This window comes from Pseudomonas oryzicola (genome assembly GCF_014269185.2).
GTDB lineage: Bacteria > Pseudomonadota > Gammaproteobacteria > Pseudomonadales > Pseudomonadaceae > Aquipseudomonas > Aquipseudomonas oryzicola.
In genome coordinates this window covers 737,170-753,290 of record NZ_JABWRZ020000002.1, presented here as the reverse complement: position 1 = coordinate 753,290, position 16,121 = coordinate 737,170, and the positions used below count along the sequence as shown (strand labels likewise).

Annotated in this window: 13 protein-coding genes; 4 read left to right on the top strand and 9 right to left on the bottom strand. The window is 64.9% G+C overall.

Annotated features, from left to right (window positions below; all coding sequences use genetic code 11):
- Positions 1 to 48: 48 nt before the first annotated feature.
- The 4 genes from eutC to exaC form a co-directional block, all read right to left on the bottom strand.
- Positions 49 to 867, bottom strand: a complete 819-nt coding sequence (gene eutC / locus HU760_RS21605) for an ethanolamine ammonia-lyase subunit EutC (protein ID WP_186678904.1) — start codon at positions 865 to 867, stop codon at positions 49 to 51.
- Between the two features lie 8 nt (positions 868 to 875).
- On the bottom strand, positions 876 to 2,270 hold the full coding sequence (locus HU760_RS21600) for an ethanolamine ammonia-lyase subunit EutB (RefSeq protein WP_186678903.1): 1,395 nt from the start codon (positions 2,268 to 2,270) through the stop codon (positions 876 to 878).
- A 46-nt stretch (positions 2,271 to 2,316) separates the two neighbouring features.
- A complete protein-coding gene (gene eat, locus HU760_RS21595) occupies positions 2,317 to 3,765 on the bottom strand; it encodes an ethanolamine permease (RefSeq protein WP_186678902.1) in 1,449 nt (482 codons plus the stop codon).
- A gap of 219 nt (positions 3,766 to 3,984) precedes the next feature.
- A complete protein-coding gene (exaC, locus tag HU760_RS21590) occupies positions 3,985 to 5,505 on the bottom strand; it encodes an acetaldehyde dehydrogenase ExaC (RefSeq protein ID WP_170028082.1) in 1,521 nt (506 codons plus the stop codon).
- Between the two features lie 255 nt (positions 5,506 to 5,760).
- Here exaC and HU760_RS21585 point away from each other — a divergent pair, with 255 nt between their 5' ends.
- The 4 genes from HU760_RS21585 to HU760_RS21570 all read left to right on the top strand — a co-directional run bounded on the left by HU760_RS21585 (position 5,761) and on the right by HU760_RS21570 (position 10,075).
- A complete protein-coding gene (locus HU760_RS21585) occupies positions 5,761 to 7,749 on the top strand; it encodes a sigma-54-dependent Fis family transcriptional regulator (RefSeq protein ID WP_186678900.1) in 1,989 nt (662 codons plus the stop codon).
- A gap of 66 nt (positions 7,750 to 7,815) precedes the next feature.
- On the top strand, positions 7,816 to 9,165 hold the full coding sequence (mpl, locus tag HU760_RS21580) for a UDP-N-acetylmuramate:L-alanyl-gamma-D-glutamyl-meso-diaminopimelate ligase (protein WP_186678899.1): 1,350 nt from the start codon (positions 7,816 to 7,818) through the stop codon (positions 9,163 to 9,165).
- Positions 9,162 to 9,791 carry a flavin prenyltransferase UbiX gene (gene ubiX / locus HU760_RS21575; RefSeq protein ID WP_186678898.1) on the top strand — a complete coding sequence of 210 codons (630 nt, stop codon included), beginning with the start codon at positions 9,162 to 9,164 and terminating at the stop codon, positions 9,789 to 9,791. The genes mpl and ubiX overlap by 4 nt, the downstream gene beginning before the upstream one ends.
- Positions 9,788 to 10,075, top strand: a complete 288-nt coding sequence (locus tag HU760_RS21570) for a YceK/YidQ family lipoprotein (protein ID WP_186678897.1) — start codon at positions 9,788 to 9,790, stop codon at positions 10,073 to 10,075. Before ubiX ends, HU760_RS21570 begins: the two co-directional genes overlap by 4 nt.
- Positions 10,076 to 10,187: 112 nt before the next feature.
- Here HU760_RS21570 and HU760_RS21565 read toward each other — a convergent pair whose 3' ends face one another.
- From HU760_RS21565 to HU760_RS21545, 5 genes are all read right to left on the bottom strand, one after another.
- Positions 10,188 to 10,832 (bottom strand): oxidoreductase, encoded by a 645-nt coding sequence (locus tag HU760_RS21565; RefSeq protein WP_186678896.1) that lies wholly within the window; start codon positions 10,830 to 10,832, stop codon positions 10,188 to 10,190.
- A 27-nt stretch (positions 10,833 to 10,859) separates the two neighbouring features.
- The gene (locus HU760_RS21560; RefSeq protein ID WP_186678895.1) at positions 10,860 to 12,593 is read right to left on the bottom strand and encodes a C13 family peptidase; all 1,734 of its coding nucleotides are present in this window, start codon (positions 12,591 to 12,593) and stop codon (positions 10,860 to 10,862) included.
- A 261-nt stretch (positions 12,594 to 12,854) separates the two neighbouring features.
- Positions 12,855 to 13,919 (bottom strand): 2,3-butanediol dehydrogenase, encoded by a 1,065-nt coding sequence (locus tag HU760_RS21555; RefSeq protein WP_225932889.1) that lies wholly within the window; start codon positions 13,917 to 13,919, stop codon positions 12,855 to 12,857.
- A 54-nt stretch (positions 13,920 to 13,973) separates the two neighbouring features.
- Positions 13,974 to 15,080, bottom strand: coding sequence for an acetoin dehydrogenase dihydrolipoyllysine-residue acetyltransferase subunit (locus tag HU760_RS21550; protein ID WP_186678890.1), 1,107 nt, complete (start codon positions 15,078 to 15,080; stop codon positions 13,974 to 13,976).
- Complete coding sequence (locus tag HU760_RS21545; protein WP_186678887.1) at positions 15,077 to 16,099, bottom strand: alpha-ketoacid dehydrogenase subunit beta; 1,023 nt, start codon at positions 16,097 to 16,099, stop codon at positions 15,077 to 15,079. The genes HU760_RS21550 and HU760_RS21545 overlap by 4 nt, the downstream gene beginning before the upstream one ends.
- Between the last annotated feature and the right edge of the window lie 22 nt (positions 16,100 to 16,121).

Below are 16,121 nucleotides of genomic sequence, written 5' to 3'. Positions count from 1 at the left end.
CTGCCCAATGCGCGGCGCAAGTGCAATCCGCCTTCGGTTACAGGTTATTTACCCTTTGCCGAGCAGAAAGTTGCCCTTCTGGCCGGCGTCATGTTCACTCTCAAGGCTATGGACTTCGGCTTCGTCCTTCAGATTCACTCCGGAAAGCTGGCGCCGGCAGGCTTCGCGCATCAGGTACAGCAGGCGGTGCGCCGCCATCCCGTAGCTCAGCCCCTCCAGGCGGATGTTGGAAATGCAGTTGCGGTACGCATCGGTCAGGCCAACCTTCGGCGCGTAGGTGAAGTACAGGCCGAGGCTGTCGGGCGAGCTGAGCCCCGGGCGTTCGCCAATCAGCATCACCGTCATGCGTGCACCCAGCAGTTCACCGACCTCGTCGGCCACGGCCACGCGGCCTTGCTGCACCAGGATCACCGGCGCGCTGGTCCAGCCGTCGACGGCGGCCTGCTCCTCGAAACGGGCCAAAAACGGCACGGTGTGGCGGTGCACGGCCAACGCCGACAGGCCGTCAGCCACGACGATGGCCAGGTCGACCCCGCCGGGATTGGCCTGGGCGTGCTGGCGTAGCGCCGCCGCCGAGTCCTCGTTCAGGCGCCGCCCCAGGTCCGGGCGTTGCAGGTATTGGTTGCGGTCGCTGGCGGCGCTGTGCAGCACCAGGCTGTCGCGCCCGCGGTCAGCCAGCTGGGCAGCCAGGCTGGCGTGATCGAACGCCAGGTGCACGGCGTCGCGCGCCTGGGCATGGGCGAACTGGAAGTCCAGCTGCGCCCCGGTTGGCAGGCTGGTGCCGGCACGGCCCAGGGCGATGCGCGCCGGGGTGAGGTTGCGCAGGGCCAGCCAGGGGTTGTCGGGGGTAGGCGTGCGATGGTCCATGGTCATCCCTATGCAAGCTGTGCCAAGGCCTGGCGGAAGGCCGGCGGCAGGTTGTCACCAAAGCGTACCCGGCCATCGGCCTGGGTGAAGATGCCGGTGCGGGCCAGCCATGCCTCGAATTCCGGCCCTGGTTTCAGGCCGAGGGTCTGGCGCGCATACAGCGCATCGTGGAACGAGGTGGTCTGGTAGTTGAGCATGATGTCGTCGGAACCGGGGATGCCCATGATGAAGTTGATCCCGGCCACACCCAGCAAGGTCAGCAGCGTGTCCATGTCGTCCTGGTCGGCTTCGGCGTGGTTGGTGTAGCAGATGTCGCAACCCATCGGCACACCCAGTAGCTTGCCGCAGAAGTGGTCCTCGAGGCCGGCGCGGATGATCTGCTTGCCGTTGTACAGGTATTCCGGGCCGATGAAGCCGACCACGGTGTTGACCAGGAATGGCTTGAAATGGCGCGCCACGGCATAGGCGCGGGTTTCACAGGTTTGCTGGTCGACGCCGTGATGGGCGTTGGCCGACAGCGCGCTGCCCTGGCCGGTTTCGAAATACATCAGGTTCTGCCCGAGTGTGCCGCGTTTCAGCGAAAGGCCCGCTTCGTAGCCTTCCTGCAGCACGTTGAGGTTGATGCCGAAGCCGGCGTTGGCCGCTTCGGTACCGGCGATGGACTGAAACACCAGGTCCAGTGGCACGCCACGGTTGATCGCCTCGATCGATGTGGTCACGTGGGTCAGTACGCAAGCCTGGGTGGGGATGTCGTAGCGCTGGATGATGGCGTCGAGCATCTCCAGCAGCGCGCAGATCGAAGCGATGCTGTCGGTGGCCGGGTTGATGCCGATCATGGCGTCACCGTTGCCGTACAGCAGGCCATCGAGAATACTGGCGGCGATACCGGCCGGCTCGTCGGTCGGGTGGTTGGGCTGCAGCCGGGTCGACAGCCGGCCGCGCAGGCCCATGGTGCCGCGGAAGCGCGTGACCACGCGGATCTTCTGGGCCACCAGCACCAGATCCTGCACACGCATGATCTTCGACACCGCCGCGGCCATTTCCGGCGTCAGCCCGGGCGCCAGGGCGCGCAAGCTGTCCTCGTTGGCTTCATCGCTCAGCAGCCAGTCGCGCAGGCCGCCCACGGTCAGGTGGCTGACGGTGGCAAATGCCTGGGCATCGTGGGTGTCGATGATCAGGCGGGTGACTTCGTCTTCTTCGTAAGGGATCAGTGCTTCATTGAGGAAATGCGTCAGCGGGATATTGGCCAGGGCCATCTGCGCGGCGACCCGTTCGCCGTCGTTGCTGGCGGCCACACCCGCCAGGTAGTCCCCCGAGCGGGCGGGGCTGGCCTTGGCCATCACTTCCTTGAGGCTGTCGAAGCGGTAGACCAGGTGGCCCACCGTGTGTACGAAACTTGCCATACAGACTCTCCAGAGCCGCGGGTCGCCCCGCGGCGGGTGGCGGCGATCAGTGCAGGGCCTCTTCGGCCTTCTGGATCGCGGCGAATTCCTCTTCCGGTGTGCCCGCTACCAGGTGGTGGCGGCTGTACAAAGCAAAGTAGGCAATTAATACCGCATAGATCACTGCGGCGCCAATCACCACCCGTGGGTCGACGAGGAAACCGGCGACCACGGCGATGCAGGCCAGCACCAGGGCTACGCCCGAGGTGACGATGCCACCGGGGGTGCGGTACGGGCGCTCCATCTTCGGCCGGCGGATACGCAGGGTAATGTGCGCGGCCATCATCAGCACATAGGACAGTGTGGCACCGAACACCGCCACCAGGATCAGCAGGTCGCCCTGGCCGGTCAGCGACAGGGCAAAGCCGATGATGCCAGGAATGACCAGGGCCATGACCGGGGCTTTGCTCTTGTTGGTTTCCGACAGTTTGCGCGGCAGGTAACCGGCGCGCGACAGGGCGAAGATCTGCCGGGAATAGGCATAGATGATCGAGAAGAAGCTGGCGATCAGCCCGGCCAGACCGACCAGGTTGACGAAGCCGCCCATCCAGGTGGAGCCGCCATAGGCCTTGGACAAGGCTTCGACCAGCGGGTTACCGGAAGCCTTCAGCGCCTCGGAGCCTGCGCCGCCCGGACCGACCACCAGGATCAGCAAGGCAAAGGCCAGCAGTACCAGCATGGCGCCGATCAGCCCGCGTGGCAGGTCGCGCTTGGGGTTCTTGGTTTCTTCGGCAGCCAGCGGCACGCCTTCGACGGCAAGGAAGAACCAGATGGCATAGGGGATGGCCGCCCACACGCCGACGTAGCCGAACGGCAGGAAGCTACTGGCCCCCACGGCGTCCGTTTGGGCGATGTCGAACAGGTTGGCTGCATCAAAATGGGGCACCATGCCCACCAGGAATACGGCCAGGGCAATGGCGGCGATGGCGGTGATGATGAACATCAGCTTCAGTGCCTCACCCACGCCAAAGATATGAATGCCGATGAACACGATGTAGAACGCCAGGTAGATCATCCAGCCACCGATACCGAACAGCGACTGGCAGTAAGCGCCGATGAACACTGCAATGGCGGCGGGGGCGATGGCGTACTCAATGAGGATCGCCGTGCCGGTCAGGAAGCCGCCCCACGGGCCGAAGGCACTGCGGGCAAAACCATAGCCGCCGCCTGCCGTGGGGATCATCGACGACAGCTCGGCCAGTGAAAAGCACATGCACAGGTACATGGTGGCCATCAACAGGGTTGCGAGGAACATGCCGCCCCAGCCGCCCTGGGCCAGGCCGAAGTTCCAGCCGGCGTAGTCGCCGGAGATGACATAGGCCACGCCCAGGCCGACCAGCAGTACCCAGCCAGCGGCGCCTTTTTTCAGTTCACGTTGCTGGAAATAGTCCGAGCCGACCTTTTCGAAGTCGACGGAAGAACCTGCCGGAGAGCCGGCGGAATGATCGCTTGGCATAGATTCACCTGTTGTTTTTCTTGGTGGCCGGAAGGGTTCCGGGCCGATGGTGATAGGTATTGCAGGAAGCGAGCCAGACCGGTTGGTTACCGCTCTGGGTTTTGTATATGCAGGCCTGGCCTCTTCGCGGGCTTGCCCGCTCCCACAGGGACTGCACAAGTTTCAAGACCGGTGCAATACCTGTGGGAGCGGGCGAGCCCGCGAAGGCCGCGACGCGGTTTAGAAGAAGCCCAACGGATTGATGTCGTAGCTCACCAGCAGGTTCTTGGTCTGCTGATAGTGGTCGAGCATCATCTTGTGCGTCTCACGCCCGACCCCCGACTTCTTGTAGCCACCGAACGCGGCATGCGCCGGGTACAGGTGGTAGCAGTTGGTCCACACCCGGCCTGCCTTGATCCCGCGGCCCACGCGGTAGGCACGGTTGATGTCGCGGGTCCACACGCCGGCGCCCAGGCCGAACTCGGTGTCGTTGGCGATCGCCAGGGCCTCGGCTTCGTCCTTGAACGTGGTGACGCTGACCACCGGCCCGAAGATTTCCTCCTGGAACACGCGCATGCGGTTGTTGCCCTTGAGCAGGGTCGGCTGGATGTAGTAACCAGTGGCCAGCGAGCCTTCCAGTTTTTCCACCTTGCCGCCGGTCAGCAGCTCGGCGCCTTCCTTCTCGGCGATCTCCAGGTACGACAGGATCTTCTCGAACTGCTGCTGCGAGGCCTGGGCACCGACCATGGTGTCGGTGTCCAGCGGGTCGCCACGCTTGATCTGCTGCACCTTCTTCATCACCGCTTCCATGAACTGCGGGTAGATCGACTCCTGGACCAGGGCGCGCGACGGGCAGGTGCACACCTCACCCTGGTTGAAGAAGGCCAGCACCATGCCTTCGGCCGCTTTCTCGATGAAGCTCGGCTCGGCCTGCATGATGTCTTCGAAGTAGATGTTCGGCGACTTGCCGCCCAGCTCCACGGTGGAAGGGATGATGTTCTCGGCGGCGCATTTCATGATGTGTGAACCCACCGGGGTCGAGCCGGTGAAGGCGATCTTGGCGATGCGCTTGCTGGTGGCCAGCGCCTCACCGGCTTCGCGGCCATAGCCCTGCACCACGTTGAGCACGCCTTTTGGCAGCAGGTCGCCGATCAGTTCCAGCAGCACGGTGATGCCCAGCGGGGTCTGCTCGGCCGGCTTGAGCACCACGCAGTTGCCGGCGGCCAGGGCCGGGGCGAGCTTCCAGGCGGCCATCAGGATCGGGAAGTTCCACGGGATGATCTGCCCGACCACGCCCAGTGGCTCGTGAATGTGGTAGGCCACGGTGCCTTCGTTGATTTCGGCGGCGCCGCCTTCCTGGGCACGGATGCAGCCTGCGAAGTAGCGGAAGTGGTCGACCGCCAGCGGGATGTCGGCATTGAGGGTTTCACGGACTGGCTTGCCGTTGTCCCAGGTTTCGGTGATGGCCAGCAGTTCGAGGTTCTGTTCGATACGGTCGGCGATCTTCAGCAGGACATTGGAGCGGTCCTGCACCGAGGTACGGCCCCAGGCGTCGGCTGCCGCATGGGCGGCATCCAGGGCTTTTTCGATGTCTTCGGCAGTGGAGCGGGGGAATTCGGCGATCGGCTGGCCGTTCACCGGCGAGGTGTTGGTGAAGTACTCACCCTTTACCGGAGGAACGAACTCACCACCGATGTAGTTGCCGTAGCGGCTCTTGAAGGAAACCTTCGCGCCTTCGGTACCGGGATGTGCGTAACGCATGGTGTGTCTCCTGGCTATTGTGCTTGTTAGGGAGTTGAAAAGCGTAGAGCAAAGGTTGGGCCAGCGTTGCCAGTGTCAGGCAAATCAATGACTTGGGCCGCTTTTCAGGGCCTGACCAAGCAGCGTTGTGCCAGCGCCGGTACGCGCCGGGGTGACACTTTGTGCCATTTGCGACACGTAACCGGGGGATGCATTGCAAAGGCCACCCGGGTGGAGGATGCTGGCGGGACGCTCCATCTGCGGAGAACTACAACAATGCAGAGCAACCATTTCAGTCGTCATGCCCAGCAAGTCCACACCGTCGCCCATGGCGGGGCCGGGGAAGGCGGTAGCGATCCTTCCATCGCCCGCTCCTGGCTGCGCTGCCTGGAGGACTACCACCTCGACCCGTCGGTGATCGAGGCGCCGGTGGTGCTTGAGCACGGGCGCCTGCTGGAAAGCCGCGAGCGCCTGCGCCAGGTGCTGCAGATTGCCGACCACGAGATGAACAGCCTGCACCAGCAGCTATCCGGAGCCGGCCATGCGGTGCTGCTGACGGATGCGCGCGGGGTCATCCTCAATTGCGTCAGCGCCCCGAGCGAGCGGCGCAGCTTCGAGCGCGCAGGCCTGTGGCTGGGCGCCGACTGGAGCGAAGCGCGCGAAGGCACCAACGGCATTGGCACGTGCCTGGTCGAGCGCCAGGCGCTGACCATTCACCAGAACGAGCACTTCCGCGGTCGCCACACCGGCCTGACCTGCTCGGCCAGCCCGGTGTTCGACCCGCATGGCGAGTTGCTGGCGGTGTTGGACGTGTCTTCGGCACGGCCTGATGTTTCCCGGCAGAGCCAGTTCCACACCATGGCCCTGGTCAACCTGTCGGCAAAGATGATCGAGAGCTGTTATTTCCTGCGTCATTTCGAGCAGCAATGGCTGCTGCGTTTTCACTTGCAGGCGGAATCGGTCGGCCTGTTCAGCGAAGGCCTGCTGGCCTTCGATGGTGACGGGCGCATCTGCGCTGCCAATCAGAGCGCGTTGAACCTGCTGGGCACGGTGCGTGGCGGCGTGCTGGGCAAACCGCTGGAGCGCTTCTTCGCCTGTAGCCACGACGAACTGTTCAGCCGTGCCACGCCCTCCGGCAGCACGGCGTGGCCGCTGCATACCCTGGACGGGCGCCAGGTGTTCGCCAGCCTGCGGGGCCAGGCCCGCGCGCCGGTGTGGTCGGTGCCAGCCGCCCAGCCGCGGCCCGTGCGGGAGGTCGAGCCGCTTATCTGCCTGTTCGACCCGGCCCTGCAGAACGACTTCCGGCGCAGTGTGCGGGTGTTCGAGCGCGACGTGCCATTGCTGCTGCGTGGCGAGACTGGTTGCGGCAAAGAGGCTTTCGCCCAGGCCGTGCACCAGGCCAGCGAGCGGCGCGGCAAACCGTTCGTCGCCATCAACTGCGCGTCGATTCCGGAGAGCCTGATCGAGAGCGAGTTGTTCGGCTATCGCGGCGGCAGTTTTACCGGGGCGCGCAAGGAAGGCATGCGTGGCAAGCTGCTGCTGGCCGACGGTGGCACCTTGCTCCTGGACGAGATTGGCGACATGCCGCTGGCCCTGCAAACCCGCCTGCTGCGGGTACTTGAGGAGCGCCAGGTGGTACCGATCGGCGGCGAACCGCAGGCGGTCGACGTGCGCATCGTCAGTGCTACTCACCGCGACCTGTTGGAGCGGGTGGAGCAGGGCAGTTTCCGCGAGGACCTGTATTACCGCCTGAACGGCCTGGAAGTGGCGTTGCCGGCGGTGCGCGAGCGCAGTGACAAGGCGCAGTTGCTGGACTTCCTGCTGCGCCAGGAAGCGCAGGGGCAGTTGATCGACATCGAGCCCAGGGCGCGGCAGGCGTTGCTCGACTTTGCCTGGCCGGGGAACGTGCGACAGATGCGCAACGTGCTGCGCACCCTCGTAGCGCTTTGCGAAGATGGCCGGATTACCTTCCCGGATCTCCCCGCCATGGTCCGCAACACACCGGCACTTGTAGGAGCGGCCTTGTGTCGCGAAAGGGCCGCAGAGCGGCCCCGGGATTTCAGCAACGCTGCGCAGACTGCAGGGGCTGCGTCGCAGCCCGATCGCGACACAAGGCCGCTGCTGCAAGATGCGGAACGGCAAGCACTCATGGAGACCCTGGAGGCAAAACACTGGCACCTCACCCGTGTCGCCGAGCACTTGGGCATCAGCCGTAATACCTTGTATCGAAAACTGCGCAAACACGGGATCACCAGGGCCGGTTGAGCGAAACATCGTGTGCGATTTTTCTCGCCCTAGGCTACCCTGCCTCGATGTTTTGCGAGGTCGACCATGCATATTCACATTCTCGGTATTTGCGGCACTTTCATGGGCTCGCTGGCGGTGCTGGCCAAGGAACTTGGCCACCGTGTCACCGGCTCTGACGCCAACGTCTATCCCCCGATGAGCACCCAGCTCGAAGCCCAGGGCATCGAGCTGACCCAGGGCTATGACCCGGCCCAACTGGACCCTGCACCGGACCTGGTGGTCATCGGCAATGCCATGTCGCGTGGCAACCCGGCGGTGGAGTACGTGCTGAACAAAGGCCTGCCGTACGTTTCCGGCCCGCAGTGGCTGGCCGACCACGTGCTGCAGGGCCGCTGGGTACTGGCTGTTGCCGGTACCCATGGCAAGACCACCACTAGCAGCATGCTGGCCTGGGTGCTGGAGCACGCCGGCATGAGCCCGGGTTTCCTGATCGGGGGGGTACCGCAGAATTTCTCGGTATCGGCGCGCCTGGGCAATACGCCGTTCTTCGTGGTCGAGGCCGATGAGTACGACAGTGCCTTCTTCGACAAGCGTTCCAAGTTCGTGCATTACCACCCGCGTACCGCGATCCTCAACAACCTGGAATTCGACCACGCGGACATCTTCCCCGACCTGGCTTCGATCGAGCGGCAGTTCCACCACCTGGTACGCACCATTCCCAGCGAAGGCCTGGTGATTCATCCAACCACCGAGCAGGCGCTGGAACGCGTGATCGGCATGGGCTGCTGGACCCCGGTGCAAACCACCGGTGAAGGTGGCCAGTGGCAGGCCCGCCTGCTCAGCCCGGACGGTTCGCGCTTCGAAGTGCTGTTCGAAGGCGAAGCGCAGGGCGTGGTGGACTGGGCGCTGACCGGCCAGCACAACGTCGCCAACGCCCTGGCGACCCTGGCAGCGGCCCGCCATGTCGGCGTGGTGCCGGCCATGGGCATCGAAGGCCTGAGCGCGTTCAAGAGCGTCAAGCGGCGCATGGAAAAGGTCGCCGAGGTGCAAGGCGTGACCATCTACGATGATTTCGCCCATCACCCGACTGCCATCGCCACCACCCTCGACGGCCTGCGCAAGCGTGTTGGCGAGGCCCCGGTCATCGCCGTGATCGAGCCGCGCTCCAATTCGATGAAGCTCGGCGCCCACCGTGATGGCTTGCCGGAAAGCGTCAACGACGCCGACCAGGTGATCTGGTACGCCCCGGCCAACCTCGGCTGGGATCTGGCCGCCACGGCTGCGCAATGCAAAGTGCCGAGCGTGGTGGCCGACAGCCTCGAGGCGATCATCGAGCGGGTCAAGGGCCAGGCGCGCCCGGGCACCCACGTGGTGATCATGAGCAACGGCGGCTTCGGTGGCCTGCACGGCAAGCTGGCCGAGGCATTGCAGTGAGCGGGCCGGAACGCATCACACTGGCCATGACGGGCGCCTCGGGCGCCCAGTATGGCCTGCGCCTGCTCGATTGCCTGGTGCGCGAGGACCGCGAGGTGCACTTCCTGATCTCCAAGGCCGCGCAGCTGGTGATGGCTACCGAGACCGACGTGGTGCTGCCGGCCAAACCCCAGGCCATGCAGGCCTTCCTGACCGAATACACAGGGGCCGCCGACGGGCAGATCCGGGTGTACGGCAAGGAAGACTGGATGTCACCGGTAGCCTCGGGCTCTGGTGCTCCGGCGGCGATGGTGGTGGTACCTTGTTCCACCGGCACCCTGTCGGCGATTGCCACCGGTGCCTGCAACAACCTGATCGAGCGTGCCGCCGACGTTACCCTCAAAGAGCGCCGCCAACTGATCCTGGTGCCGCGCGAAGCGCCGTTCTCCACCATCCACCTGGAGAACATGCTCAAGCTGTCGCAAATGGGTGCGGTGATTCTGCCGGCAGCGCCTGGCTTCTATCACCAGCCGCAGACCATCGATGATCTGGTCGACTTTGTCGTGGCGCGCATTCTCAACCTGCTTAACATTCCCCAGGACATGTTGCCGCGTTGGGGCGAGCACCACTACGGGGTGGATGATTGAAGCGCACATTGTGCGGCTTGCTGGTGCTGGGGCTGCTGAGTGGCTGCGCCACGGTGCGTACGCTGGATGCCAACAAGCCCGGGGCACCGGTGGTGTATGCCGGTACCCGGTTGGACTTGTATGTGATCAATGGCGGCTGTTGCCCGCGCGATCATTACGGGACTGATGCGCCGGCGTATCCGGGGCTGGATTTGCCTGGGAGCATGCTGCTCGACACCCTGTTGCTGCCGTTGTCATTGCTGACCGCAGCGGGTGTGGGCTTCCAGGCCACCGGCGGCCTCTAGGCGCTGTGTGAAAAGCTTCAGGCAACGCGATGGATGGTACCGGCCTTGCCGGTGATCGCGGCTGAGGCCGCTCCTACAAGCGCGGCGTCAAAACTGCGCAGCTGCAGGGTTATTACTTCTTGCCCAGCCTGCGCAATTCATCCGACTCCACAATCCGCACCCCGTCCTCTTCCTCCAGTGCCAGGCGCCACAACGCCCGGGCCAGGGTGCAGGCCTCGATGCCTCGATACTTGCCAGGTATGAACCTGGAAAACGGCGACATCAGTTTTTCCCCGAGTCGCGGCTCGATCCGCTCACCCAGCAGCAACGATGGCCGCACGATGGTCAACTGCGGCCAGTCCTGGGCCTTGAGCGCCTCTTCCATTTCGCCTTTGACCCGGTTGTAGAAGATCGACGATTTCGGGTCGGCCCCCAGCGCACTGACCACCAGCAGATGCCGTGCGCCCATTTCCCGGGCACGCTTGCTGAAGGCCACCACCATGTCCAGGTCCACCGCACGGAAGGCCGATTCGGAGCCGGCCTGCTTCAACGTGGTACCCAGGCAGCAATAGGCGATATCGACGCGCCCGGCCAGTTGCGGAAGGAACACCGCCGGGTCACCCACCGGGTTTTCCAGGTGCGGGTGCTCGGCCAATGGCCGGCGGGTAGGCGCCAGTACGCGGGTGATGGTGGGCTCGTTGAGCAGGCGGTCGAGCAGGTGTTCACCTGTCAGACCCGTGGCACCGGCAAGCAGGACATGCTGAGGCGTCAAATACATGATGTCTCTCCCTTGTTACTCACAAGCTTAGTGGCTGTCGGGCGTTTTCGCCTGTGCCCCCACATTGGCCCGTGCGCTGTTACGCAATGCTTCTTCGGCCTGTTGCCGTCGCAGGTGCTGCCAATGCTCAAGCACTGACGGTGGCGCCCACAGCTGCGGTTCGGAGGCCTCGAAACCTTCCCTTTGTTCTCTTTCGGCAACACTGGCGCGCGCCAGTTCGAACGCCTGTTTCAAGTCATCGGTCTGGTTCAGCGCCTCGGCGAACAGGGCATCGCCGAAGTAGGTGAAATCGGCTTCTTCCGAGCAGCCGAAGGACACCCGATCGGCTCGCGCAGCGGTCATGATGACGGTGCGTTGATCCTTGAGCGAGGCGATGTAGCCCCCTGAATAGCAGGCGGATATGACGATTACCTTGTCGCGGTCTTTCAGCGGTGCCAGGGCGCTGGCCAGTTCGTCGGCGGACAGGTCGGCCAACTGCAGGCGCGGCTGGTCGAGCACCAGCTGGTGGTCCTGGCTGCCGTGGCTGGTGAGGTAGATGAACACCAGGTCTTCGGGGCCGCTGCGCTCGGCCAGGGTGCGGGCGGCGCGGGTGAGGTTCTCGCGGGTGGCCATGGGGCGGCTGGCCATGTGGTCGCGGTGGTTGACCAGGGTTACCTGGCCCCACGCACCAAAGCGCACCTTGAGCATGTTGCTGACGTAGTCGGCCTCGCGAAGGAACACGCTCTGCTGACCATCGCCGGCGACCACCAGGCTGTACAGCTGGATGGGCGGCGTCGAGCGGGATACCTGAGCCAGCGCCTGGTCCAGCAGCCGGCCCTGGTTGAGCAAGGCCAGGTCCAGCGGGTCGGGGAGTAGCTTGCCGTTCTGGTCGCGCACGCGCACGCCGTTGGCCCAGGTGCCGCTCAGTACCTTGCCGCTGGGCAGAATCAGCCGGCCCTGACCATGGTAGGCGTCGTCGAGGAAGCCGCCGATGTACTTGCTGCCATCGGCCAGTTGCAGGCTGCCCTGGCCCGACAGGCGCCAGTCGCTGAAGGTGCCCTTGTAGTGGCTGCCATCGCTGCCCAGCAGTTCGCCTTCGCCGACCAGCACGCCATCCTTGAACTGGCCGATCCACACGTCGCCATCGGCGTTTTCGTAGCGGCCACGACCCTCCAGGCGATTATCCTTGAACTCGCCGATGTACTGTTCGCCGTCGACGCTGTCGTAGGTGCCGCTGCCTTGCAGCTGGCCGTTGACGAAGCGGCCGCTGAACTGGTTGCCGCTGGCATCGCTGCGTACCCCGGCGCCGTTGGGCTTGCCCTTGGCGAACTGGCCTTGGTAGCGGCTGCCGTCGGCCAGCTCCAGTTCGCCGGCGCCTTCGTAGAGGTCGTCCTTGAACTGACCGCGGTAGGTCTGGTCGGCTTGCTTGAGGGTGCCTTCGCCGTCGCGGCGGCCATGGCGGAAGGTGCCAGAATAGTGGCTGCCTGGAGTGGTCAGCTCACCCAGCCCCTGGAACAGCCCGGCAGCGAACTGGCCGCGGTACACCTCGCCGTTCTGGCCGTGCCACTCGCCCTGGCCATGCCACTGGCCATCCTTGAAGCCGCCGGCATACCAGCTGCCGTTGGGGTAGTCGATGCGGCCCTCGCCTTGCAGCAGCCCATCTACCACCTGCCCCCGGTAGCGCCCGCCGTCAGGCAAGCGTGCGTCGGGCGGCAGCAGCGATTCGCCATCGCCACAGGCGGCGAGTAGCAGGACCAGGGAGAAGGGGAGCAGTAGACGCATGGCGAGGACCGGGCAATAGGTCTGCCGAGTATGCCGCAGAATGGGATGCTGAAACAGCGAGCGCCGTGCTGGCGCAGCTCTCGAGCCTGCACTGCATTGAAAATGCTGGCACGGAACCTGGGAGCGGGGACTTTCAGCTTTGCGCAATACCTGTGGGAGCGGCTTTAGCCGCGAACACCGGCGAAGCCGGTGCCAGGCACCGCGTCGTCGGCTTCGCGGGCATGCCCGCTCCCACAGGTCCGTGTTGCCTTTGAGGTGCAATCAGCGCAGGCCCGGCGAAACGATGATCTTCACGTTCTCCTCCTTGTTGTTGACCAACTCCTCGAAGCCCAGCTCGACGATCTGCTCCAGCCCGATCCGCCCGGTCACCAGCGGGCGGATGTCCAGCCTGCCGTCGGCGATGAAGGCAATCACATCAGCGAATTCGCCGTTGTAGGCCAGCGCGCCCAGCACCTGCTTCTCGGTGGACACCAGCTCGAAGAAGTTGAATTCGCTAGGCTCTTCGAAGATGCCCACCATCACGCATTTGCCAGCCTTGCGGATGGTGTCGATAGCCAGCTTGGCAGTGTGCTTGTTGCCGATGCACTCGAAACTCACGTCTGCACCCAGCCCGGCGGTAAGCGCGCGGATCTCCGCCAGGGCGTCGCACTGGCTGGGGTCGAGCACCACGCTGGCGCCGACTTCCTTGGCCTTGGCCTTGCGCGCCGAGGACATTTCCAGGGCGATCACCTGCGCTGCACCGGCCGCCTTGGCGCACATGATGGTGCACAGGCCGATGGTACCGGCGCCGACCACCACCACCGTCTGGCCCAGCAGGCTGCCGGCCTTTTTCACCGCATGCATGCCCACCGCCAGGGGCTCGATCAGCGCCCCGGCTTCGGCCGGGAAACCTGGCGGTAGCCGGTACAGCAAGTTGGCTGGCACGTTGACCCGCTCGGCGAAGGCGCCGTTGTTCATCAGGCCGGTGAAGGCCAGGCGTTCGCAGATGTTGTACATGCCATGAGTACAGTAGTAGCAGGTACCGCAATGCTGGCAGGCGTCCGCAGCCACCGGGTCGCCGACGGCAAAGCCTTGCACGCCTTCGCCCAGCTTGGCGATCTGGCCGCAGAACTCGTGGCCGAGGATGCACTGGCCCTGGATGCCGGTCAGTGGGTGCGGTGCCTCGACCGGGATGAACACCGGGCCGGCGACGTACTCATGCAGGTCGGAGCCGCAGATGCCGCACCAGTCCACCTTGATCTGCACCCAACCGGGTGCGGGGTCGGCCGGCAGGGGAACCTGCTCGACACGGATGTCGTTGCGGCCATGCCAGACGGCTGCGCGCATGTGGGTGTGGCTCAGGTCGTTCATTGTGTTTGTCTCCAGGCTCACGGAAAGGGCTCAGTGCTTGCGCAGGAATGCGAGCAACTGCTGGTTGACCTGTTCGGCCGCCTCCATCTGCACCATGTGGCCGGCGTCAGGCAGCACCAGCACTTCGGCTTCCAGCCCTTCGGCATGGCTGGCCGGGATGATCGCGTCCTTGCCGCCCCACACCACCAGTGCCGGGTGTTGCCCCAGCACCCCGCGCAGGTCGTGGCGCTGCCGGTCACCGTCAGCGAGTGCCGCCACCAGCTGCTGCAGGGCCTGGTCCACCCCCTCCAGGCGCTTGAACTTGAGCATGTCCTCGAGCATCTGGCGGGTGACCAGCGCCGGGTCGGCGAACAGTTGCACCATCTGCGGCTTGAGGGCATTGCGGTTGGCGGCCGCGACGAAGCCTTGCAGGTACTGCCCGTTGATCGTTGCGCCCAGGCCGGCACTGGCCACCAGGCTCAGGCTGGCCACCCGCTGCGGCGCCAGGCGCGCGACGTTCAGGCTGACCGCGCCGCCCATGGAGTGGCCGACCAGGTGCGCCTTGGCGATGTCCAGGTGGTCGAGCAGGGCCAGCACGGTTTCGCTCAGCTCATCCAGGTCGCCGCGCTGCAGTGCCTTGGCCGACTCGCCATGCCCTGGCAGGTCGAGGGCGATCACCCGGCGTTCGGCAGCCAGCGCCGGGTGGTTGAACAGCCAGTTGTTGAGGTCGCCGCCAAAACCGTGCACCAGCACCAGTGGCGTGCCGCCTTCACCCAGCTCGAACCAGCGCAGTTGTCGGCCAGCCACTTCAGCCTTCTGCGGTGCCGGCCCCTGGGCCTGCTCGGCGCCACCGTCGGCGACGAACTCGGCCTGGAAGCGTTGCACCACCGCATCGATCTCGGCTTCCTCGGCTTCGCCTTCCACTACCACCGCCAGCAATGCGCCGACCGGCAGGGTTTCATCGGGCTTGGCCACCTGGCGGCGCAGCACGCCGCTGAACGGGGCTTCGACGCTGCTGCTGATCTTGTCGGTCTCGACGTCCAGCACCTCGTCACCCTTGTTGATCTCGTCGCCTTCCTGCTTGAGCCAGGTGTCTACCCGGCCTTCGGTCATCGACAGGCCCCACTTGGGCATGGTCAGGGTATGGATCTGGCTCATGCGGCACTCCTTGCGGCTTCGATCACTTTGCGCACGGCAGCCTCGATCTTCGCCGCGTCTGGGATGTACAGGTCTTCCAGGGCGTCGGAGAACGGCACAGGCGTGTGCGGTGCGGTAACCATTTCGATCGGCCCCTTGAGGGCGGCGAAGGCCTTCTGCGCGACCAGTGCACTGATGTCGGTGGCCATGGAGCAGCGTGGGTTGGCTTCGTCGATCACCACCAGACGGCCAGTCTTTTCCACGCTTTCCAGAATGCTGTCTTCGTCCAGCGGGCTGGTGGTGCGCAGGTCCAGCACTTCACAGTCGATACCCTGGCGGGCCAGGTTGTTGGCGGCCTCCAGCGCCACGTGCACCATGCGGCCATAGGTGACCAGGGTCACGTCGTCGCCATCGCGCAGGAAATTGGCCTCACCGAACGGTACGGTGTAGACCTCTTCCGGCACCTCGCCCTGCATGCTGTAGAGCAGCTTGTGCTCGCAGAAAATCACCGGGTCGTTGTCACGGATCGCCTGGATCAACAAGCCCTTGGCATCGTATGGCGAAGACGGGCACACCACCTTCAGGCCGGGGATGTGGGTCCACAGCGAGGTGAGCATCTGCGAGTGCTGGGCCGCCGCGCGCAGGCCGGCACCGTACATGGTGCGCATCACCAGCGGGGTGACTGCCTTGCCGCCGAACATGTAGCGGAACTTGGCAGCCTGGTTGAGGATCTGGTCCAGGCAGCAGCCGGCGAAGTCGACGAACATCAGTTCGCATACCGGGCGCAGGCCCTGGGTGGCGGCGCCGACGGCGGCACCGACGTAGCCGATTTCCGATAGCGGCGCGTCGAGCACGCGCCCCGGGAACTGGTGATACAGGCCCTTGGTCACGCCCAGCACGCCACCCCAGGCGTCGTCCTCGCCCGGTGCACCGGCACCACCGGCCACGTCTTCGCCAATGATGAACACGGTGTTGTCACGGCGCATTTCCTGGGCCAGGGCTTCGTTGATGGCCTGCTGGTAGCTGATCTTTCTTGCCATGGTGGTTCTCCTGTTGTTCTTG